The sequence below is a fragment of the Methylophaga sp. UBA2513 genome (assembly GCF_002341285.1).
In the GTDB taxonomy this organism is placed as follows: domain Bacteria; phylum Pseudomonadota; class Gammaproteobacteria; order Nitrosococcales; family Methylophagaceae; genus Methylophaga; species Methylophaga marina.
The window spans coordinates 82,118-102,224 of record NZ_DDNT01000009.1 but is presented as its reverse complement, the minus strand read 5'-3'; the positions used below and the strand labels follow the sequence as shown (position 1 = coordinate 102,224).

General features: G+C 43.5%; 18 protein-coding genes. 3 read left to right on the top strand and 15 right to left on the bottom strand.

Annotation, left to right across the window (positions count from 1 at the left end):
* Nucleotides 1–387 precede the first annotated feature (387 nt).
* The 12 genes from B3V56_RS05830 to B3V56_RS05775 all read right to left on the bottom strand — a co-directional run bounded on the left by B3V56_RS05830 (nucleotide 388) and on the right by B3V56_RS05775 (nucleotide 11,468).
* Entirely contained in the window at nucleotides 388–1,344 is a 957-nt protein-coding gene (locus B3V56_RS05830) for a vWA domain-containing protein (protein ID WP_289282683.1), read from the bottom strand.
* A gap of 9 nt (nucleotides 1,345–1,353) precedes the next feature.
* On the bottom strand, nucleotides 1,354–1,923 hold the full coding sequence (locus B3V56_RS05825) for an MxaK protein (protein ID WP_289282682.1): 570 nt from the start codon (nucleotides 1,921–1,923) through the stop codon (nucleotides 1,354–1,356).
* Nucleotides 1,920–2,900 carry a vWA domain-containing protein gene (locus B3V56_RS05820; protein WP_289282681.1) on the bottom strand — a complete coding sequence of 327 codons (981 nt, stop codon included), beginning with the start codon at nucleotides 2,898–2,900 and terminating at the stop codon, nucleotides 1,920–1,922. Before B3V56_RS05820 ends, B3V56_RS05825 begins: the two co-directional genes overlap by 4 nt.
* Nucleotides 2,897–3,838: a hypothetical protein gene (locus tag B3V56_RS05815; protein WP_289282680.1), complete on the bottom strand. Its 942-nt coding sequence runs from the start codon at nucleotides 3,836–3,838 to the stop codon at nucleotides 2,897–2,899. Before B3V56_RS05815 ends, B3V56_RS05820 begins: the two co-directional genes overlap by 4 nt.
* Before the next feature lie 8 nt (nucleotides 3,839–3,846).
* Nucleotides 3,847–4,653, bottom strand: coding sequence for a hypothetical protein (locus B3V56_RS05810; RefSeq protein WP_289282679.1), 807 nt, complete (start codon nucleotides 4,651–4,653; stop codon nucleotides 3,847–3,849).
* A complete protein-coding gene (locus B3V56_RS05805) occupies nucleotides 4,650–5,684 on the bottom strand; it encodes an AAA family ATPase (RefSeq protein WP_289282678.1) in 1,035 nt (344 codons plus the stop codon). Before B3V56_RS05805 ends, B3V56_RS05810 begins: the two co-directional genes overlap by 4 nt.
* Before the next feature lie 68 nt (nucleotides 5,685–5,752).
* A complete protein-coding gene (locus tag B3V56_RS05800) occupies nucleotides 5,753–6,025 on the bottom strand; it encodes a methanol dehydrogenase (protein WP_286305796.1) in 273 nt (90 codons plus the stop codon).
* A 72-nt stretch (nucleotides 6,026–6,097) separates the two neighbouring features.
* Nucleotides 6,098–6,682 carry a cytochrome c(L), periplasmic gene (moxG, locus tag B3V56_RS05795; protein WP_286305795.1) on the bottom strand — a complete coding sequence of 195 codons (585 nt, stop codon included), beginning with the start codon at nucleotides 6,680–6,682 and terminating at the stop codon, nucleotides 6,098–6,100.
* Between the two features lie 45 nt (nucleotides 6,683–6,727).
* Nucleotides 6,728–7,576, bottom strand: a complete 849-nt coding sequence (moxJ, locus tag B3V56_RS05790; RefSeq protein WP_286305794.1) for a methanol oxidation system protein MoxJ — start codon at nucleotides 7,574–7,576, stop codon at nucleotides 6,728–6,730.
* Nucleotides 7,577–7,669: 93 nt separating this feature from the next.
* The gene (locus tag B3V56_RS05785; protein ID WP_289282677.1) at nucleotides 7,670–9,553 is read right to left on the bottom strand and encodes a methanol/ethanol family PQQ-dependent dehydrogenase; all 1,884 of its coding nucleotides are present in this window, start codon (nucleotides 9,551–9,553) and stop codon (nucleotides 7,670–7,672) included.
* Between the two features lie 274 nt (nucleotides 9,554–9,827).
* Nucleotides 9,828–10,472 (bottom strand): response regulator transcription factor, encoded by a 645-nt coding sequence (locus B3V56_RS05780; RefSeq protein ID WP_286305791.1) that lies wholly within the window; start codon nucleotides 10,470–10,472, stop codon nucleotides 9,828–9,830.
* A gap of 9 nt (nucleotides 10,473–10,481) precedes the next feature.
* Nucleotides 10,482–11,468, bottom strand: a complete 987-nt coding sequence (locus tag B3V56_RS05775; RefSeq protein ID WP_289284048.1) for a sensor histidine kinase — start codon at nucleotides 11,466–11,468, stop codon at nucleotides 10,482–10,484.
* Between the two features lie 197 nt (nucleotides 11,469–11,665).
* Here B3V56_RS05775 and B3V56_RS05770 point away from each other — a divergent pair, with 197 nt between their 5' ends.
* From B3V56_RS05770 to B3V56_RS05760, 3 genes are read left to right on the top strand one after another with little or no spacing between them, the layout of a single operon-like run.
* The gene (locus B3V56_RS05770) at nucleotides 11,666–11,989 is read left to right on the top strand and encodes a hypothetical protein (RefSeq protein ID WP_289284047.1); all 324 of its coding nucleotides are present in this window, start codon (nucleotides 11,666–11,668) and stop codon (nucleotides 11,987–11,989) included.
* Between the two features lie 47 nt (nucleotides 11,990–12,036).
* A complete protein-coding gene (locus tag B3V56_RS05765; protein ID WP_289282674.1) occupies nucleotides 12,037–12,558 on the top strand; it encodes an SRPBCC family protein in 522 nt (173 codons plus the stop codon).
* Nucleotides 12,559–13,506, top strand: coding sequence for a YncE family protein (locus tag B3V56_RS05760; RefSeq protein WP_289282673.1), 948 nt, complete (start codon nucleotides 12,559–12,561; stop codon nucleotides 13,504–13,506). It abuts the gene before it with no gap.
* Here the strand turns inward: B3V56_RS05760 and B3V56_RS05755 are convergent.
* The 3 genes from B3V56_RS05755 to B3V56_RS05745 form a co-directional block, all read right to left on the bottom strand.
* Complete coding sequence (locus B3V56_RS05755) at nucleotides 13,503–17,762, bottom strand: EAL domain-containing protein (RefSeq protein ID WP_289284046.1); 4,260 nt, start codon at nucleotides 17,760–17,762, stop codon at nucleotides 13,503–13,505. The genes B3V56_RS05760 and B3V56_RS05755 overlap by 4 nt on opposite strands.
* A 271-nt stretch (nucleotides 17,763–18,033) precedes the next feature.
* Nucleotides 18,034–18,504 (bottom strand): tRNA (uridine(34)/cytosine(34)/5-carboxymethylaminomethyluridine(34)-2'-O)-methyltransferase TrmL, encoded by a 471-nt coding sequence (gene trmL, locus B3V56_RS05750; RefSeq protein ID WP_289282670.1) that lies wholly within the window; start codon nucleotides 18,502–18,504, stop codon nucleotides 18,034–18,036.
* A gap of 6 nt (nucleotides 18,505–18,510) precedes the next feature.
* A complete protein-coding gene (locus B3V56_RS05745; protein ID WP_289284045.1) occupies nucleotides 18,511–20,091 on the bottom strand; it encodes a lytic transglycosylase in 1,581 nt (526 codons plus the stop codon).
* Nucleotides 20,092–20,107 lie beyond the last annotated feature (16 nt).

Below are 20,107 nucleotides of genomic sequence, written 5' to 3'. Positions count from 1 at the left end.
ATCACTCATAATGATGGGGTCCCTAGTTCGAATCTAGGTATAGCCACCAAAGATTCAAAAAAGCCGGAGTTCTACTCCGGTTTTTTTTCGTCTAAAGTTTTGTTTTCTAGCACTTGCTTTCAGCTCTTCACTTTCTGAGTTTCTTGCTTGACTCTAGCAACATAAAAAAAGAAATTGGCTGCTGGGCCTCTATTGTCTAATAGAGGGGATGAATTCCTCGTGCGACTCAATCCTACAGGCGCTTCTCATCGGAGCTACGTTAGCCATGTATAGATTTATTAGGGCAGATGAAACAGAATACAAAAATGAAGAACAAGCAGCGAGACAGCTTGAATTTCGGCTGAATATACTTAACTTTAAGACTGGAGCTCTGGTAGCTTAGTTAAATTATATAGCCCATTTCTTTCTGAAAGGTTGATAGCAATACAGAAGCAGGAATAAGGCCAGGGCGGCTGCTATATTGTTGAATTGAGTGGGTTGTTTGGCTTCATAAGCAAAGTCATTTTTTTGCAGGGCTTTAGCCATCGCGGCATTGTTTTCCAGATGATGGTAAAGCATATGATTTTGCTGAGCGAGATCCATTAAATAGTCTTGTTTGAGGCTGGACATGTGTTCAGTACCGACCACTTTGGCTGTTCCCCAAGGGCCATTACGAGGGATATATCCTTCTACTTTACTTGGGTCTTCTGGCAAACCAAAGCGAGAGGCATGAGGCACATCTTCAGCGGTATAAAAGCCAATCTGCACACCGTCTTCATCAAATTTCGGGATTTTACTCAAGCCAAGTTCGCCAACACCAATGATGATGCCGGCTTTCCAATTTTCTTTTTGCTCTTCGGTATCCAGGTAACTGAAATCGGGGGCATAGCGTGGATTCACGGGTGGTGCTTCATGACCATCGGTGAAAAACACCAGCTTACTTCCTGCAAGAACGTCATTCATCATCAGCTCACGGGTGTTATATAGGGCTTGTCCGATATTGCTGTCAGCGACCCATGCCATACGCCAGTCAAGTGCATCAATACTGGCCTCAAGTACCGGATAATCATTACAGACTTCGATAGGTGAATAGAGTAGAGCTGGAACACGTTCTGTAAACACAGCCAAGCCGACTTTTGAACCACATGGTAGATTTCTTGCCGCATTGAGCATGGCCGATTTTGCTTTTTCTAAGCGACTGATGGCGCCCCCCTGTTTATCGGAGTAATCCTGCACATTCATGCTACGTGTAATATCAAGCACAAACACAAAGTCATAGCTTTTCACAGTGAAGGGCAAAGGCGGCAGAACAATAGCGATAAGCAATAATATTGCAGAGGCTATCAATGCATATAAGCGCTTCATAACAACAACCTAAGGCAAACCTAGGGGGAAGCCAGGCATGGCTGACCATAATTCTTCGGAGCTTTCTTGTGCTTCACCTGACTCTTGTAAATCACCAAGAGGTAAATCACGAGAGAGTCGCTGCGCTGCTTCATAGTTGTATTTTGCTGCCCAGAACTCAGGATCATTTTTTAATGCTGATTTATAGAGATCTTTAGCGACATCGGCCAGTGCTGTGGCACGATCAATACCCATCTTCTCTGCTGTCTCAATCGCCTGTTGTAGATAGAGATTCCCCATATTGTAATAGACCAGTTTCAGCATGGCAGGAGAGCTCATACGTTCGGCTCTACCATAGGCATCAACCGCGTCTTCAAACATGCCTCGCTGTTGCAAATGATGGGCATAGGCAAACTGTAATTCAGGCTCTGTCAGATCAATTTCATTCATCTCTACCAAACGAGGAGACTGTAAAAGTTGTATGGCCTCGTTAATCTCTTTTTGATGCTGTCTTTCCAATATTTGCAGACTCAGTAAGGTGAGAAAAACCAAACTAATCACCAACATAAGATGTTGTATATAACGACGACGCAACATCATGAGCGTTTCTCCAAAAATTTCACCGCAACGAGAAGTAATACAAAAAATAAGGCAAAGCCATAACACCAAGCTGCCAGACTTTGTTTTGGTAGTTTTTCCTGATAAATCAAAGGTAAACTTTCCAATTCATCCAGCTCTGCAATGGCAGCCTGAAGTGATTCGGCGGTATCAACTTCATATGCGTGGTAGGGCACAGATAACGTATTGAAAAACTTATGTAAATGGCGTTCAGGCATGACTCTGGGATTATCGTCACGATGTGATTTTGGCTCGGTAAAGATGCCTTGTCCGTTTTCTGTACGTAAAAAGAACCAATACAAGCTGACTCGATAACGTTCAAACCATTCCCTTAGGGTTTTCTGGGCTCGATGATCTAATGTTGCCGCCCCATCAGAGACTAAGACAATCACGCGAGAGCCAGTATGGGGTTGATCTTTAAAGTAGCTTAGACCCATTCCTAGACCCTTAGCGACGTTGGTAAACGCTAATCCAGGTGTTTCCAGGCTATTGATTGCAGCCTGAATCGCGCTTTTATGTTCAGTTAATGGGCTGATATAAAAAGGCTGTGTACTAAAACCGGCTACCCCAAACAAATCATGTGGACGACGATTAACGAATTCCGATAATAAACGTCTGGCAGCCTGAGCTTTTGACTGCTCATTTTCATCAGGTGTCTGACCGCCAAAGGTCTCATTCATGCTCGCACTTCGATCCAGCACAAACACAATATGTGCACCTTTTCCTGTTCGTGTCACCGTTTGCTCTAGGCTGTGTAAACCCGCAAGTCCAATAATGACTGACGCTATAGCAAAAGCGGCAGAGAGCTTTATTAAGCGATTTAGCCAGATAGTGAGTGGATTCAGCTTGATCAGCTGTCTGCTGGGCGTCGCATGACGGTCAAACAAACTGTTAAAAAAAGGTAATAAGCTGAGTGGTAATAAAACCAGCAGCCAGGGCAGATGAAAAGCAAGATTCATGAGTTACTCTGCACGACTTTATCAGCGGCCGCGAGTCTGTCGCATAGACGGATACAATCCATCAAGATAGTGGGTTTAGCTTCTTTATCAAAGAAAAAAACGCTTCTGGATTGCTGAAAGAAATCTTCAATTTGTCCGCGACTTTCATTAAATTGTGGGTGTCGATGAATAAAGTCATCAATTTGTGAGGCAAACAAGGTCTGCTTGGCCCGCGCATTCAACGCATCATGCATCGCTTGCATACCCTGTTGCACTTGTTCAGACGTTATATTTTTTTGGCGTTTGATGCGTTTGATTTGACGCTTAGCCTTGTGAAAAGGTGAAGTACTCAACTTGGGTAATAACCCTGCGAGCGCTGCCCAGATAAGCAAAGCTATCACAGATAAACTGGCATAAATGATGATGGGCGATTGATAGCGTGAAAGTGAATGCGTTCTGGGGGCGATATCGGGCTTCATAAAACCATCACTACCATCATCATTACCCACACCACTTGAAACAACTTCTTTTATCGGTGACATAGTGAAATACCATTCGGGTAGTGATATTTCAAACCGTTGATTTGAGTTGTCAGTGAATACTAACTGTTGTTCAGGAATAAGTAATTTGCGGACATCGAGTGGTGCGTAAAAAGTTTGATAGCGAAGGGTAAGATGATAGAGCTTTTTTGTTCCCCGTTGATCGGAGGTCATATCGACGCTATTCAAATCAAGCCAGTAGGTTAATTCACCCTCAACGGGAAGAGATGAGGGTGACAGAGAATACGCTGTATCGATAGCGATCAGATATTGATGTTCAATGATATCGCCAACCACCAAGCCATAACTTCGTCCTTGATCCATTTTGATAAGTTGGCCTGGAATATGAGGCTTTGCAGAGCAGATAGCAGAAAGCAGAAATAAGCCTAAAAGCAGTGAAATGGTGTTAAAAAGCTTCATAATGGTTCCTACTGCATCGAAAAGTATCGACTCATTTGTCTGGCATCATAGTGATCAATCAACCAAAAGGGATGTTGATTAAATCGACGAAACTGTTGCGTGAGATAGGTTTTACGATCGTCATATTGCTGCTGAATTTTTTGTTTTTGATCGCGGGTGATAAACACCAGAGAACTGGCTCCTGTTTCAAGATCAGTCAACTCGACAAATCGCCATAATGGAAAGTCGAGAAATTCTTTGGATTGCCATAACACCATAGGCACCACCAAATGGGCTGACAATACAGTCAGCAATGACTGCAATTGTGTTTCCGGCCAGTGAAAATCAGAGACTAAAAATACCAGTGCCGGCTTGCCAGGCAAGATCGGAAAAACTTGTTGAGTGGCTTCAGCCTGATTAGACTCGGGCTGGAGGTTAGTTAATTCTGTGGTCAGAGCATCCGCATCATCCAGCTTAATAAGTTTTTCTTTGAGCAGATAACATGAAAAACGGTCATTAGCGGCCTCGACAGAGGCTTTGGTGCTCTCATACACGTGATGCATTAAGGTCGCTTTCTCGCCATAAAGCATCGAGGATGAGCCATCGATAAGTAATATCACATCGATTTTGCTGCGTTGTCGGTAACTTTTGACATGCAGGGACTCAAACGGATCAGTCAGGCTGGCATTTAAATCCAAACGTGACGTATCTGGTTCATCTAAAAATAATGATTTCTTATAGAAATCCGATCCTGTACCACGCTGCCGGCTTTTATGAGAGCCCAGCATCAAGCCACTGATCAAGCCAGTGGTTTTGTAATCAAAGGTTTGATTCATGGCGATTGAATGGTATTCAACGCAGCCGTGATAAGTGATTCAACAATATCATCACGGTTATAGTCATAGACAGGATTCAAGAATAATCGATGTTTGGCTATCTGCCGGATGATCATATGGAAATCTTCTGGCACAAGCGCATCACGCCCATTCAGCCAGGCATTAACTTTGGCTCCACGAGCCAGATAACTAATACCGCGTGGTCCCATACCACCACGGATCATATTGTTGGTATCCACATCGGTGATTTGAATGCCATACTCAGCCGGTTCACGTAGAGCGCGGCAGAGATGATAGCCATAGTCCTGCACTTTTTCACTGGTGTGAACATGCTCTTGAATGGCAACCGCAATATCATTAAGTTGCTGAAACGGTACGACTGCTTTATCAGCAGAATCAACCAGTTTGTCAGCATCATGAAAACGAGGATTGAACATCAGATCTTTCAGTTGTGTTTCTGACTTTGGCTGCTCGACATGCAGTTCCATCATAAAACGGTCACGTGCCGCTGCAGGCAGCTCAAAGGTTTCATCTTTTTCAATACGATTACGGTCAGCAAACACCTGCAAATGAGGGAAATAGTGTGTTTGGTTAAATGCATGCACGCTGCGTTCAGCCATGACTCTTAATAATAAAGAGTGGACTTGTGGCCGTGCTCGGTTAATCTCATTGAAAAAGAAGATAGAGAGTTCATCGCCATGTTTCAGAACCGGTCCTGAACTCACGCCTGGTTTACCATTTTCGGCAATATAGGTGTAGTAAACGAGATCGTGCGGCATCAGATCGATGGTGCCTTCAATCCGTTCAAAGTTACCACCCAGACATTCGGCTACCGTTTTCAATAAGGTCGTTTTACCGACACCGACATCACCTTCAAGCAGGATATGCCCTCTGGACAGGGTGGCAATGGTCATTAATCTGACAATGTGTTCCTGACCGAGAATCGTGTTATTGATGCTGGTTTCCATCTGACGAATAAGCGCATGCCAATCTGACATCGCTATCGTTGATGTATTTGATAGCTGGTTCATAGTGGTTTCACATGGAAGAAAAAGAAAAGACCGGCCCGAGAATAAGGCCGGTCTGCTTCAGTAACGGATTAATAAACCCATTTACCTGTTTTTTTGAACTGTTCAACACGTTCAGCATTGCGTTTTTCCATTGCTTTTAACGCAGCATCTTGTTTGTTCAGTTCTTTTTCACTGTGTTTAGGATCGTACTTAGAACCTTTGATTTTATCTGGGAATCCAGGCTTAGCTTCCCAGCAATCGCCAGGTGCTTTACATTTAGTACCATCATAAGCCATAACTGCACTGGCGCCTGATAACATCATCAGGGCTGAACAAGTCACAGCGATTGTTTTTAGTTTCATATTTCTCTCCTTATTTTTGCGACGACATAATGAATTGGCATGCTGCCACTATGACAACATGCCACCCATTAATTAATGATGAGTTTTATTAAAGTTATCCATAGCTTCTTTGAAGTCTTCTGGCACTTCTGCTGGTTCAAAGTTAGCTTTCTGCTCTTCAGTTAACCACTCAGCTTTATCTGCAGAACCCCAGTAAACACTTCTTACCCAGGCCATGATGTGTAAGATTTCATCTTTAGTGAGGTTGTTATATTGCGGCCCCATCATGCTGCGGGCACCGCCATAAATGGTTTCAAACAAGCCTTTATCATGAGCATTTTTAGGGTAGGTGTAATAATCATCACCTAATGCTGGACCTAATTTGCCTTCAGCATGATGTCCATGACAGCCTGAACATGCCGTCATAAATAAGCTTTCACCAGACTTGATGGCTTCTTCATCTGTGTTGTAGAGGTTTTCACCTGTATTAAGAAAATGCTCAACAGCTTCTGTCTTTTCACCTTTCTTGCCAAAAGATAAGTCCAGGACATCACCTGTGACTGTATTTCTGAAAACCAATTGAGATTGAGCGACAGGAATCATTGCCACGGAGAGTACCGAGACAGTAAGTAAAGCGATTCCTCGAATCTTCTTTGGCAAAAATGTTTTGTTAGTCATGATTTAAAAATTTTCCTGTAGTAACAAAAAGTATTTTTATTAGAGTTATAAGAGTGGGATGCCTTCATCTTTCAATACGGCTTTGATCTTAGGATCAGCTTTATGCAGGGCTGTATTGATTTCTTTCAACAGTTCTTTATCGTCACTGCGTACGGCGATAGCTTGTTCAAACTGTTGTCTTACACCTTCTCCGTCGTGGGTCGGTGCAATTTCTTCAGATACCACCATTTTGAGTGGAACCGAGGCTGATTTCACATAACGGGCGGCTTCTGGTGCCCAGATGTGAGCAATATCGGCTTTACCTGACACCACTTCTGATATCAGTAAATCGGGTGCATAACGTACATACTGGTTACGGCGTGACTTAAAACCGATTAAGGACATGGTGTAGTTAAAGTTGCCTTCATACTTATCAATTTCACGCAGCATCACTTCGGAAGGGCTGCCTGGAACGATGGCAAATTTAGACATGTCTTTTAATGCTGGGCTTTGCCAGTTTTCAATATCCAAACCTTTGTCTGCTGGATAAATAAAGGCATAGCCAGACTTATAGTATGGGTCACTGGTCGCGACACGAGGATCACCTTTGTCTACGCCCATGACAACATCACATTGATTTTTAAGCAGCTTTTCTGTCACAAGAAAAATAGCTGCTCTATCGGACCAGACGAACTCTAGTTCCCGGTCCATGGTATCCGCTAGAATTTTTGCCAGTTCATTCTCAAAGCCTTCCTGCTGCTTATTTGAGTAGGGCAATTCATCACTGGCCGCACACACTTTAAGGGTGCTGGTATTGGCTTGTGCATTAAAGGCTAAGCCACTGCCTAATATGAGTGCCAAAAATGAAGGTAACATACGACCTGATTTGGCTTTTTTCACGCTTCGTTTCATCATGTTGGTCTCTTTGATGGAGGCCAGCAACCAACTGGTTGCTGGCCAGGTTTCTAACGAAATAAGTCTTAAGTTATTTGACGAGTAAGCCTTTGCTTACATGCCGTATTCACCTAAGCTCACATCGTCATATGGGCTCTTACCATCAAGTGCGAAGACCATGACACCACCACCCATTTGAGTGTTTTTCGCCAGTTCTTTAAAGGCACCTACTGCACCTAAACCAGCTGATGGGTCATTCAGGTCAAACACAAGACCAACTGCAGGCCAACCACCTACACCATAGTTGATAGCAACGTATTGTGTACCTTCATGGGTGTATGTCATTGGGTGACCAATTGCGCCTGATGGAAGTTTAAATTTCCACAACAACTTACCGTTGTCAGCATCACGCGCTTTGATAAAGCCATCCAGTGTTCCGTAGAATACCAGTCCACCCTCGGTCGCCATTGTGCCGCCCCAAACAGAGAATTTCTCCATTTTTTCCCAAGCGAAGTCACCAGTAATCGCGTTGTAGGCTTTAACTTGGCCTGAACCGATACCGTTTTGACGATCACCTTTAGGACCAGGGTATGTCCATACGTTGGCACCAACGAAGAACTGACCTGCACGGTATGGAAGCATGAATGGTTCCCAATCCATACATAGGTGGTTAATACCTAAGTAGAACAGTTCACGTTTAGGATCATAAGAATCGAAACCTTGGTTATGGAAGCCCATCGCTGAAGGACATACATCGCGTGAACGGTGTCCCATGCGTGTGCCATATTCAGGGTCACGAATTGGTAGACCTGTTTCTAGGTCAACTTTTTTCACCCAGTTGGCCGTGTCATCCATTTTGTTGGCAGAGACTAAGTCACCCGTTTCACGATCCAGTGTGTAAACGATACCGTTACGATCAGGGTGAGTCAGCAGTTTACGCATTTTGCCGTTTTTGTCTTTTTGCTCAGAGAGCATCATGACGTTAACGCCGGCGTAATCCCACTCATCATGAGGTGTTTTTTGGTAACCGAATTTAGCTAAACCCGTTTCCAGATCACGACCCCAAATAGTCATGGTCCATTTGTTATCACCTGGACGCATAGTTTCGTTCCATGGAGCAGGGTTACCTGAACCATAATAGAACATGTCTAAATCTGGATCATAAGCGTACCAACCCCAGTTAGTACCACCACCGATTTTCCATGCGTTATCTTCCCAGGTAGATGTACCTAGACCTTTTTGACCATAATGAGGGTTATGTTTGTTGAAGTCTTTATCCAGCCCCACATCTGCGTCAGGACCAGTCGCATACCAACGCCATACCATTTCACCAGTATGAATATCGTAAGCAGTGACATAACCACGAACACCTAATTCCGCACCAGAAGAACCTTGGATAACCAGGTCTTTAGCAACGAATGGTGCTGCAGTTTCTGTTTGGCCTACGCTGATGTCACCGTTTTCTACTTTCCAGTATTCTTCACCTGTTTCAGCATTTAACGCGACAACGTGACCATCCAGTAAGCTCTTAACGATCATGGCTGGTGCTTTGTCGTCACCTGGCCAGTAAGCTAAACCACGGTTTACAACGTCACAACATGCCACAGCACGAGCTGCAGGATCTTGTTTTGGTTTGTGTTCCCATTTGATTACGCCTGGCTCATCCAGATCGATGGCAAAGGTGTTATTTGGGAATGGTGTATGAATAAACATTGTGCCATCTACAACAAGTGGCGCACCTTCGTGACCGTTGAGTACACCTGTTGAGAATGACCATGATGGACGTAGTTTTTTAACGTTATCTTTATTAATTTGTTTGGCAGTACTGTAGTGGGTGCCTGAGAAGTCTTTCCCTTGCATTACCCAGTTTTCATTGCTTTTTGACAGTTCTACTAACTTATCATTTGCAACTGACATGCCTGACATCAATCCGAGTGCGGATGAGACAGCAAGCGCAGTACCGATTTTTGACCACCGGCTATGATGCATTTCTCTCATATATCCTCCTATTTGTTTTGAGAGTCAGTCAATGCTGACTTTGTGTATCAGCTGTAAAAAAGCACGGCTGAGCACAAAGCTCATCTTCTTATCTTTGCTGTGATAGGGGATAGAGAGCGACACCTAAAAGGGTCAGGGAAGTTATCCTTAATTCGGCGGTGAGGCTTTGATGCTATTTATGAATAAATATATTTAACAATGGTTTATAAATATTTTGTTGCTTTCTCAGGGAGTGATGTGAAGAAAGTTCATGAACTTTTTCACTAGCCAAATTTTAATTAGGCGGTGTAGTGATCAGCCCCGTTTTTTGAGCCAGAAAAATAATCTCAGCTAAATTATTGGTGCCTAGTTTTCGCATCATATTTGTTTTGTAGTTGGATACGGTTTTGGGTGCTAAGGCCAGGTTATCTGCCATTTCATTGATACTTTTTCCCTCAGCGACCATACGAAATACAGCAAATTCCTGGTGCGATAAGGAGTGCACTTTTTGATCAGCATGAATCAACTTTTCCATGGCGATGGAGCGAGCAATCTCGGTACTGAGATAATGACCACGGTTTGCAATGGTTTTTACTGCCTCAATTAACACAGAAGAAGGACAGGACTTCGTGATATAGCCTCGAGCGCCCATATCCATTGCCCGCATAGCCAGTGTTGAGTCATCATGCATTGTGCAGACAAGAATTTTAGCTTGTGGGTCACGTGCGATAATACGCCTGATACATTCGAGGCCACCGGCGCCAGGCATACTGATATCGATAATGCAGACATCAGGCTTATGTGTCACATAAAGACGATAGCCCTCTTCAGAGTTGCTGGCCTGATCAATCACATGAAATCCTGATGAATTTAATAAATGTTGGTAACCATCACGCAAAATGGCATGGTCATCAATTAGTAAGATAGTAGTTTTAGACATAATAATTACTCAAACAATGGGGTCATAAGGAAGCGTAATAGTTAACGTTGTTCCCTGTGGTTGACGTGTTGATATATAAAACTCGCCACTTAATGCTTCGCAACGTTCTCGAATACTTACAAGCCCAAGTCCGGATTGGTTCTCTATGTTTGTATCCATACCTTGCCCGTCATCTTCCAGTCTAAGTTGAATACACATATGCTCAGGTTCACGAAACTGGTGTAAGTAAATAAACACATTTTCTGCATTGGCATGTCGACTAATATTACTCAACCCTTCCTGCAGAGCTCGATATAAGGTCAACGCAATAGGTTTAGGGATCTCATCATCATGTACATTCAAAGAGATGTTGTCAGTGCCAGAAAAGGATTGTCTCCATTCTGATAACAGTTCACGAATAGCACCTTTAAGACCAATACTATCTAGGCTGGGTGGCTTGAGATGACGTAGCTTATTGCGTGTAATCGAGCGTAATACCGTGGTGCTGTCCATCACGGACTCGAGAATGGATGTGAGATTTGAGTTGTTTGTCTGGTTTAGAGCGACAGTCAGGTTGGCATCCATTGCAGCAAGATGTTGACCAAAGATGTCATGAAGTTCAGAGGCTAAGTGATCACGTTCAGACTCTCTAACCAACGTGATTCGTTGTACCAGTGACTGTTTTTCGTTAAGCAGCTGTCGGATTTTTTTATTGTTATGCGTAAGCTCAGCCTGCATGGCCAAGTTATGTCTCAATGCTTGTGATAATTCAGATATTCGCCGTTTACTGAACCATATGAGCCCGGCACAGAAAACCAACAACACAAAAATTATCTCATCAAGTTGATATAACTCGCCTAATGCTGTCCAGTTGATATAGCGCTCAGCTAAATCGAAATATAAGGCCAGAAGGTAAGTAGCCAAAGAGAGTGCTGTAACCCAGACAATGTCATGTCTGATACGTTTGGGTTGCTCATTGTCACTGGTGCGGTCGAGCTGTCGCTGCAGGCCATCCATATTTCGAGTTCATTAACAATTAAAAGCAAAATTATGAAGGACTGAAATAGATTAACCCATAGGCAGATATACGATGGGGAGCAAATCACGCAGACATAGATGAAAAGGTCCTGCTGAAATACGAGGACATGTCTCTAACGGTATTGGCACAATGCTCAGTAGGATGGTCGAGTTTTCTATTCACTTTGAGGAAGAACATGAAACTCTTGCCATTACTCCTGTCTTTACTACTTTTTATTCCAGGTATCAGCCATGCTGCTGATGCTACTATGCAAAAACCTTACGAGGAAATGGCCTTCCTCAAACACTTCACAGGTAAAACCCCAGAATTTATCAAAGCGGAGTTAGGTGAACCTGATTCTATTTCTAAAAGAGAAAACTCCAGCGGCAAGATCGAGTTTTGGATTTATCACGATCTCGTGCAGCAGGCTCACTCAGACAAAATTTATCGTTATACCCAATTCGGCATTGTAAACGGTCATGTTGAGACACTTGGTCATACCAACCGCGATCCGAAATAACCTTCTACATTACAAGTCAGCACTTCAATTTTAAAGAGGAATTTTTAATGAAATTATGGGCAACCGCCTTCATGGCAAGTCAATTATTCGTCACTAGTCTTGCTTTCGCTCATGGGCCAACACCGCAGAAAATTGATGAAAAAATGGTGATCGATGCACCGGTTGAGACAGTTTGGAAGAAAGTGTCAGACTTTAACGCCATAGCAGATTGGCACCCCATGGTTGAGTCAGTCACATCACCTGAAGAAGGAACACGAGTACTTAAGATAAAAGGCAAAGGTGAAATTACTGATAGCCTAGATGAAAAAGATGATGCTAAACATTATATGAGTTATCGCTTGCTGGAGGAGAATATCGAAGCATTTCCAGTCAGCTTTTATACCGTCAGCATTGAACTCACGGAAGCAGATAAAGGTACTGAAATGAGTTGGAAGGGGCGTTTCTATCGTGCTGACACAGGTAACTTCCCACCTGAACAGTACAATGATGAATCGGCAGTTAAAGCCATGGAAGCCTTTGCTAAAACCGGTATGGGCAGCTTAAAAGAATCTCTTGAAGGAAAGAAATAAGTGAGGCTGCGTTTAGGTCTCTCATTGAGTTTATTGCTAGTGGCCATGCCACTAGCAGCTCAACATGCTTATATCAGCAGTCAGGCTGCCAATAAAATTACCGTTTTAGATATTGATACACAAAAAATAACAGCCACCGTAGAGGTCACTACCGGACCTGTAGGTGTTTCATTGGATAACAAGCGGCATGAATTATTTGTCACGCACCCTGAGCAAGGGGTGGTGACGATGATAGATACCAGAGATAACAAGAAATTAGCTGAAATTAATACGGGCGGGCAACCTTTTGCCATTGCGGTCGACCCTTCTGAGAAGCATCAGGTATTTGTTTCTGACTGGCATCGTAATGCTGTTGTGGTCATTAATCCTGAAACGAAGCTAGTGGTTGATCTCTTGTCAGTGGGTAAGAATCCTGCTGGTTTAGCACTAGATAATGCAACTCGTCGTATCTTTGTAGCTAACCGCAATAGTGATACTTTAACGGTGCTTGATGCTGATACGCCGCGCCAATATGCTGAGGTTAAGACTGGAAAAGCGCCTTATGCCGTCGCTGTGAGTCCTGATAGCAAACATATCTTTGTCACAGCCATCCAGGATAATACCATTACAGTCATTGATGGTGAGAGCTATGAGGTGGTGAAAACGCTGAAAGCAGGCACTGCGCCATATGGTGTTGCGGTCACACCGGATAACCAGTGGTTATTTGTGGCTAACCAAGGCACGAATGATGTTTGGGTGTTTGATACTGAAACATTAGAAATGGTCACAAAAATCAAAGTAGGCGAAATGCCGGAAACAGTCGCTTTTTCAGATGACAGCCAGTATGCCTATGTAACGAATTGGTTCAGCAATACCTTATCGGTGATTGATATTAAACAACAGCAAGTCGTCCAACATTTGCCGATGCCTGACGGCCCAAGAAGTCTTGGTCGTTTTATCGGTGATTAATGACTTTGTTTTTTTGCATTCAAGAGTGATTGAATGATTCCAAAATGAGATTTTAATTCAGTAATACCAGTATCGTTGGCGCGATGCTGGTTTTCCTGAAACTGGTATTTGAGGCTGTTTGCATTGTGATATAGCTCGGTATAAGCCAGTTTCATTGATTCTATCCAGACTTTATCAAACAGGTTCTGTTTCTTAGCTTGTTCCAGCCATAGACCAAAGTGACACTTTTTATGGTTCATTAAAGGCCAGTACTCAATTTTGTCTGAGGTCGATTGCAGGTTGCTGACAACCCGATTAAGCCAATAATTTATTTGCAAATCCATCAACTCAAGTAGTGTTTGTTCAGCGTCAAGTTTTCTCTCGGCCAAATCTATCCAGCGTACATTCGGCTGATAAGTGCTAATCCATTGATTACAGTCATCCGCTGACATGGGATAGGCAATGCCATATCCTTGAGCCAAATCACAGCCCATGGCTAGTAACATCAAGCCATGCTCCGTTGTCTCTACTCCTTCAGCAATGACTTGGTGATGGAAGGCATCTGTGAGGCCGATAACACCATCAATGATGGTGTAGTCATTGGGGTCATCAATGAGATCACGGACAAAACTCTGATCGATTTTAACGGTGTCGACAGGCAGATGACGTAGATGTGTTAAAGAGGAATAACCAGTACCAAAATCATCCAAGGAAATTTTGAGGCCTAGGGTATGACGACAGGTCTTAATAATTGAGGAGATATTGTTGATGTCTGTCAAAACACTGCTTTCCAAAATCTCTAACTGGATCATATAAGAGGGCACATTCGGATACCTGGCAAGCACACGATCCAGATGGTCAAAAAAGCCATTCCATTGCAAGTGTCGTGATGAAATATTAATACTCATTTCAAGCGACCAGCCACGTTGAATCCAGTCATCAAGTTGCTTGATAGCGTGTTCAATTACCCAGTTGCCGATATTAATTTCCAATGGGCTACCTTCCGTAGCAGGCAAAAATGCCCCCGGCATGATTAAACCTTGCTCAGGATGCTGCCAGCGAATCAATGCCTCAGCACCAATAATTTCACCTGTACGCATATTCACTTTTGGCTGATAGAACAAGACCAGCTGATCGGATATAAGCGCATCTTCGATTGATTTAAATTGATTCTGCTTTTCGGAAATTTGCTCGTCTTGCTGCATATCAAACATATGATGACGCTGACGACCTGAGACTTTGGCTTGATACATGGCCTGATCGGCATGACGCAATAAGGTGTCAGCATCGGCATCATCGAGAGGGTATAACGTTACACCAATACTGGCGCTACAGCTGATACTGTTGTCATCGATGATGTAAGGGAGCTCGATGGCATTTCTTATACGGTTGATGAGCGTTTCACAGTGATCAGCGCTGCTTACATCGTTCAACAATAAGGCGAACTCATCGCCACCAAGACGCGAGGCGGTATCGTCTTGTCTGATACATGACTGGATACGGGCTGAGACCTCAATCAGTAACTGGTCACCTGCTTCATGACCATAGGTATCATTGACCGGTTTGAAACCATCCAAATCCAGAAAAACAACAGCTAATAAACTGTTATTACGATTGCTGTGTGCAATTGCCTGTTTGAACCTGTCAGCAAATAGGGTGCGGTTAGGCAGTTGAGTTAACACATCATAATGCGCCATCATTTCCAGTGCATGTTGTTGCTCTTTGCTCTGGGTGATGTCTGAAAACATGCCGAGATAATGCAACGTTTCGCCAAAATCATCGACTAATGTTGATATCGTTAATAGTTCAGCATAGATCTGACCATCTTTGCGCTTGTTCCAGATTTCTCCTTGCCAGTGACCTTGATGACGAAGCTCTTGCCACATCTCTTCAAAATACAAAGCATCATGTTTATCTGAACGTAATATTGATGGATTCTGATGTAGAACATCTTCGCGGCTGTAGCCTGTGATCTCTGAAAACGCCGGGTTAACGTCGACTATTAATCCATCTGCGTCGGTGATTAATATACCTTCATGCGCCTGGGTAAATACCCGTCCTGACAGTTTGAGTTTTTCTTCAGCACGTTTACGTTCTGTAATATCGTAGAGAATAATCAATGTATCAGGGATGGCATCACTACTAACTTTTCGTGCGTTAGCAATAACAGCCCGGCGTTGACCATCCATACAAACTAGGTCTGTTTCGATAGATTCGAAGTTGAAAGATACGTATTGCTTGTGTGTGGAAATGTTGGCCTGCTGAATAAAACGTTCACGTGTTTCTTGTTTAGGAAAGGTCCTCAATAACCAATCATCCAATGTCGGGATATCAGTCTGAGTAAAACCAAATGACTGAATAAAGGCCTGATTGATATAAGTCACCTTACCTTGATTATCAATAATGATTTCTGGCACAGGTGAGGTATTGAGCACATCACTTAACCGACTTTCACTTTCCTGAAGAGCACGGCGGGACTGTCGCAGACGATGAATCCAGTAGCCAAATAATAAGAATAACAGCAGGATACCAACGCCGAATTGTATTAATGTTTTTAATTGAGGGCCGGGAGTGACTTTGATGCCCAGCCATTGTGATTCAATTTCTTTTTTTTCTTTTTCAGAGAGCTGTCCCAGCACTTTATTGATGATACTCAATAACTCAGGTTGGTTTTCGACGACACCCATCCGGTAGACGGCACGTGCTTGTGTTTGTCCAGCAAATTGAAGGTTTATCAGATCATTGTTTTTAATTTGATAGTTGGCATAGGCGGCATCACCAATATAAGCATCAGCCTCACCCCGAGCCACTTTTTCCAATGCCTGTCTGGGCGTGTCGGTAAACAGTAAGGTAATTTCTGGGTAGTCATCACTCAATAAGGTATTACTGAAATTACCTTTTTCAATGGCAACCGTTTTACCTGCCAGGTTTTTCAGTGCGCCAACATAACCGTTGATATCGGTATTAATGATGACGACGGGATTTTGAATATAAGGATCGGTAAAGTTGAGGTATTGTTCTCGCTCTGGCGTCTCATTTAAGCATGCCAACATGTCAAGTTCATTTTGCTGAGCCATAGTCATCAACTCATCCCAGCTATGGTTGGAAATGATGTCAAATCTAACGCCGAGTCTTTCTTCAAGCAGGTTAATATATTCAGCTGCAATACCGACATATTCACCATCATCATTCACCCACTCGTAAGGAGCGAAGTTTTTATCTACACCGACTTTAATCACCGGATGTGCCTGCAACCAGGCTTGTTCCGCTTCTGTCAGTGATAACGTTGTGCTAGGTTGGTGTATGAAGTGGTTGAGCGCCTTTTCAGAAAGTGCGGGCGTGACACCCAGTTGAGTATAAATATCAGCAATGCGTTTAAGGCGAGGTGTTTCGATGCTTCCGAGGGGGATTAACTCAGCTAAGATCAACTTCTTCGTTTCTCTTGCTTCAAACCGTAGTCGAGATAGACTCTGCTCTGCACCGTATTTTTCTTTGATGATATGAATCATTTCCTCACTGTGCTCAAGCGCATACTGCCAGCCTTTCAGTGATGCTTTGAGCATGCGTTGTGCACGGCCAGGGTAGTTTTTCAGCTCATCATCGCTGGTAAATAAAATATCACCATAGAAATCAAACCCGTAGTTACGCGGATTGATGATGTTGATGGGAAACTTTTTCTGTAAAAACGCATAGGGCTGATCGGTGATATAGCCTGAAATGACATCGACTTCATCATTAAGCAGACTGTCTATACTCATTTGTTGAGGGATAATATTGATATCTTTGAGTTGAATGCCGGCATCATTCAATAAGGTCCTCAAGATGGCATCGTTACCGCTGGTACCATCAAACATGACGCGTTTACCCACCATTTCATATGGGCTGACAATGCCGGACTCGGCTTGGCTCATAAAGACTAAAGCATCATGCTGAAAGATAGCAGCTAATGCTTTTATTGGAGAACCATTCGCATATTGTGACAAAATACCGATACCACCGATGCCATAATCGGCTTTGTCATTGACGACCTCATCAACGACGTTTAACTCAGTCTGACGAGGGCGTAGCTCCACATCCAAACCTTGTTCTTTATAAAAACCTTTTTCTACGGCAGCAATATAACCTGCAAACTGAAACTGATATTTCCACTTCAGTTGCAAGCTCACTTTTTCTAACGCCAGGTCATCTTCCGTTTGAGCAACTTGGGCATGAATCGAGACTGAGAAGCTCAGTAGCAAACTAAGAATGCATGCACAAAAAAATTGATAGCCTGTCATTGGTAGCAATCTAAATCCGTGGTGAGGTTAGGTGAAGTACATAAAAAAAAACGATCTGATACATCATGGTTATTTACCTTCCATAGCGCATAACACATAACTGAAGTTTTATTGAATGGCGAATAATAACCCAACTGGGCCAAACAAGCGTAGCGCCATTAGCACTAAACAAGCATGATACTCACCTATTCGTGAGAGGATGAATCATAGAGTAGATGCGAAAATAGGACATTGAACTGGCTCAGGTTTTGAACACATTCTTGACCAATACTCAGAACCGTTTTGCTCCTGCAAAGTCTAGCTGTTCCCATGCCTGATATAAGATGATGGCCGTCGCATTAGACAGGTTTAAACTTCGGCTATCAGGAAGCATTGGAATGCGTATTTTCTGACTGTCTTGCACTTGATTCAAAACATTATCAGGTAAGCCGCGCGACTCAGGACCAAATAATAAAATGTCTTCATCGATGTAGCTGACCTGATGATGATGTTGTGTCGCTTTTGTGGTGCAGGCAAAAATTCGTCTGCTATCGCTCCAGACTAAGAATTCATCAAAGTTCTTATGCACAGTGACGTGGGCAAATTCATGATAATCCAGACCGGCACGTCGTAAACGTTTATCATCAATCACAAAACCAAGAGGTTCTATCAAATGAAGACTGGCACCAGCGTTGGCGCATAAACGAATAATATTGCCCGTGTTGGGTGGAATCTCGGGCTCGTAGAGAGCAACGTGCAGCACTGTGAATCAGGTTTCGTCTATATACAGTTTCAAATTCTGGCCAGGCTGTAATGTTGAACGATCACTTAAACCATTCCACTCTTTCACATCAGCCACACTGACATTGAACTTGCGTGATATTGCCCAGAGAGAGTCGCCATTTTTGATGGTATAGTTAACTGACTTTCTAATATCTTCAGCAGTTGTAGTGATAACGAGTTTTTGACCTGCATGCAAAATATCTCTGGCGGACTTTTTATTCTGTTTAGTCAGAGATTGAACATCGGTATTGTTTTTCCGTGCGATATCCCACCAAGTGTCACCGGCTTTAACAATGTAAGTCGTTTTTTTGGTTTTTGCTGCTGACAGATTCCGTTGTGCTTTTTTCAGCGCTAGCTGGCTGACATCATGCGATGCCACTGGGATAAGTAAGTTTTTGCCTGCCCTAATTTGTGTGCTACCCAACTTATTGGCTTGTTTAATCACTTCAACAGTTGTGTCATAGTTGCTGGCGATGACACTGAGTGATTCACCGCGTTTGATTTCATGGCGAGCCCATTGCACACGCTGTGATGCTGGTGTTTTAGCCAGAGCTGCCTTAAATGTGGGGATTTTTTCCAGCGGCAGTACTAGCTTATGATCGCCATGTGGGGCGGTTGCCCAGCGATTAAATGCTGGATTGAGTTGATGCATTTGTTTTTCAGTGATACCAGCCAGCTTGGCTGCCATGGCTAGATCGATTTGTGAGCCAACATTAACTTGCCCAAAGAAAGGCTTGTTATCGATTGGGCTAAGTTCTAGCTCATAGCGTTCAGGATATTTCACCATATGGCTGACGGCCATTAAGCGAGGTACATAGGCCGAGGTTTCTCTTGGTAGATCCAGTGACCAGAAATCAGTCGGCTTACCTTGTTCCTGATTCTTCTTAATAGCGCGGCCAACGGTACCTTCACCGCAGTTATAGGCTGCGAGAGCAAGCTGCCAGTCACCGAAATCATTATGCAGTTTTTCAAGATAATTGAGGGCGGCCTGTGTTGACTTAACAACATCACGTCTGCCGTCATACCACCAATTTTGTTCCAAGCCGTAAACCTGTCCGGTACCGGGGATAAACTGCCATAAACCGGATGCATGACTAGGTGAGTAAGCCATCGGCTTAAAACCGCTTTCCACGACAGGTAACAACGCAACCTCCATAGGCATGTTGCGTTTGTTGACTTCTTCAACAATGTGATAGAGATAAGGTCTGGCTCGTTCTACCACTCGGCCGACATAGTCCTGATGATCAATGAACCAGCGAAGTTGACGCTCGGTATCTGGTTCTAAGGTTTTGTAATCAGAAATCACGAAGCCATCGCGAATGCGATCCCAGACGTCAGTGGGTGCTTGAGGGGGGAGGGTGATGGGGGGATTTTCTGAGGAGAGTGGGTTTTCAGTGTCGTCTAAGGATTCGTTGTAGGCTTGTTCCCAAGGCGTATGTTTCAGTTTTTGTTTTGCCTTAGAATAAGTAACTGACGGAGTCGTTGACGCTTCCGCGCCTTTTTCCGGTGTACTACTACATGAAGCGACAAGTAGGGTAATCACCGAAACGAGCGCTATTTTTATCATATTTCGAGTAAACATC

Coding starts and splice junctions, on each gene's coding strand:
- B3V56_RS05830 (WP_289282683.1), bottom strand. CDS start 1,344: ATGAAGCGCTTATATGCATTGATAGCCTCTGCAATATTATTGCTTATC.
- B3V56_RS05825 (WP_289282682.1), bottom strand. CDS start 1,923: ATGATGTTGCGTCGTCGTTATATACAACATCTTATGTTGGTGATTAGT.
- B3V56_RS05820 (WP_289282681.1), bottom strand. CDS start 2,900: ATGAATCTTGCTTTTCATCTGCCCTGGCTGCTGGTTTTATTACCACTC.
- B3V56_RS05815 (WP_289282680.1), bottom strand. CDS start 3,838: ATGAAGCTTTTTAACACCATTTCACTGCTTTTAGGCTTATTTCTGCTT.
- B3V56_RS05810 (WP_289282679.1), bottom strand. CDS start 4,653: ATGAATCAAACCTTTGATTACAAAACCACTGGCTTGATCAGTGGCTTG.
- B3V56_RS05805 (WP_289282678.1), bottom strand. CDS start 5,684: ATGAACCAGCTATCAAATACATCAACGATAGCGATGTCAGATTGGCAT.
- B3V56_RS05800 (WP_286305796.1), bottom strand. CDS start 6,025: ATGAAACTAAAAACAATCGCTGTGACTTGTTCAGCCCTGATGATGTTA.
- moxG (WP_286305795.1), bottom strand. CDS start 6,682: ATGACTAACAAAACATTTTTGCCAAAGAAGATTCGAGGAATCGCTTTA.
- moxJ (WP_286305794.1), bottom strand. CDS start 7,576: ATGATGAAACGAAGCGTGAAAAAAGCCAAATCAGGTCGTATGTTACCT.
- B3V56_RS05785 (WP_289282677.1), bottom strand. CDS start 9,553: ATGAGAGAAATGCATCATAGCCGGTGGTCAAAAATCGGTACTGCGCTT.
- B3V56_RS05780 (WP_286305791.1), bottom strand. CDS start 10,472: ATGTCTAAAACTACTATCTTACTAATTGATGACCATGCCATTTTGCGT.
- B3V56_RS05775 (WP_289284048.1), bottom strand. CDS start 11,468: ATGGATGGCCTGCAGCGACAGCTCGACCGCACCAGTGACAATGAGCAA.
- B3V56_RS05770 (WP_289284047.1), top strand. CDS start 11,666: ATGAAACTCTTGCCATTACTCCTGTCTTTACTACTTTTTATTCCAGGT.
- B3V56_RS05765 (WP_289282674.1), top strand. CDS start 12,037: ATGAAATTATGGGCAACCGCCTTCATGGCAAGTCAATTATTCGTCACT.
- B3V56_RS05755 (WP_289284046.1), bottom strand. CDS start 17,762: ATGACAGGCTATCAATTTTTTTGTGCATGCATTCTTAGTTTGCTACTG.
- B3V56_RS05745 (WP_289284045.1), bottom strand. CDS start 20,091: ATGATAAAAATAGCGCTCGTTTCGGTGATTACCCTACTTGTCGCTTCA.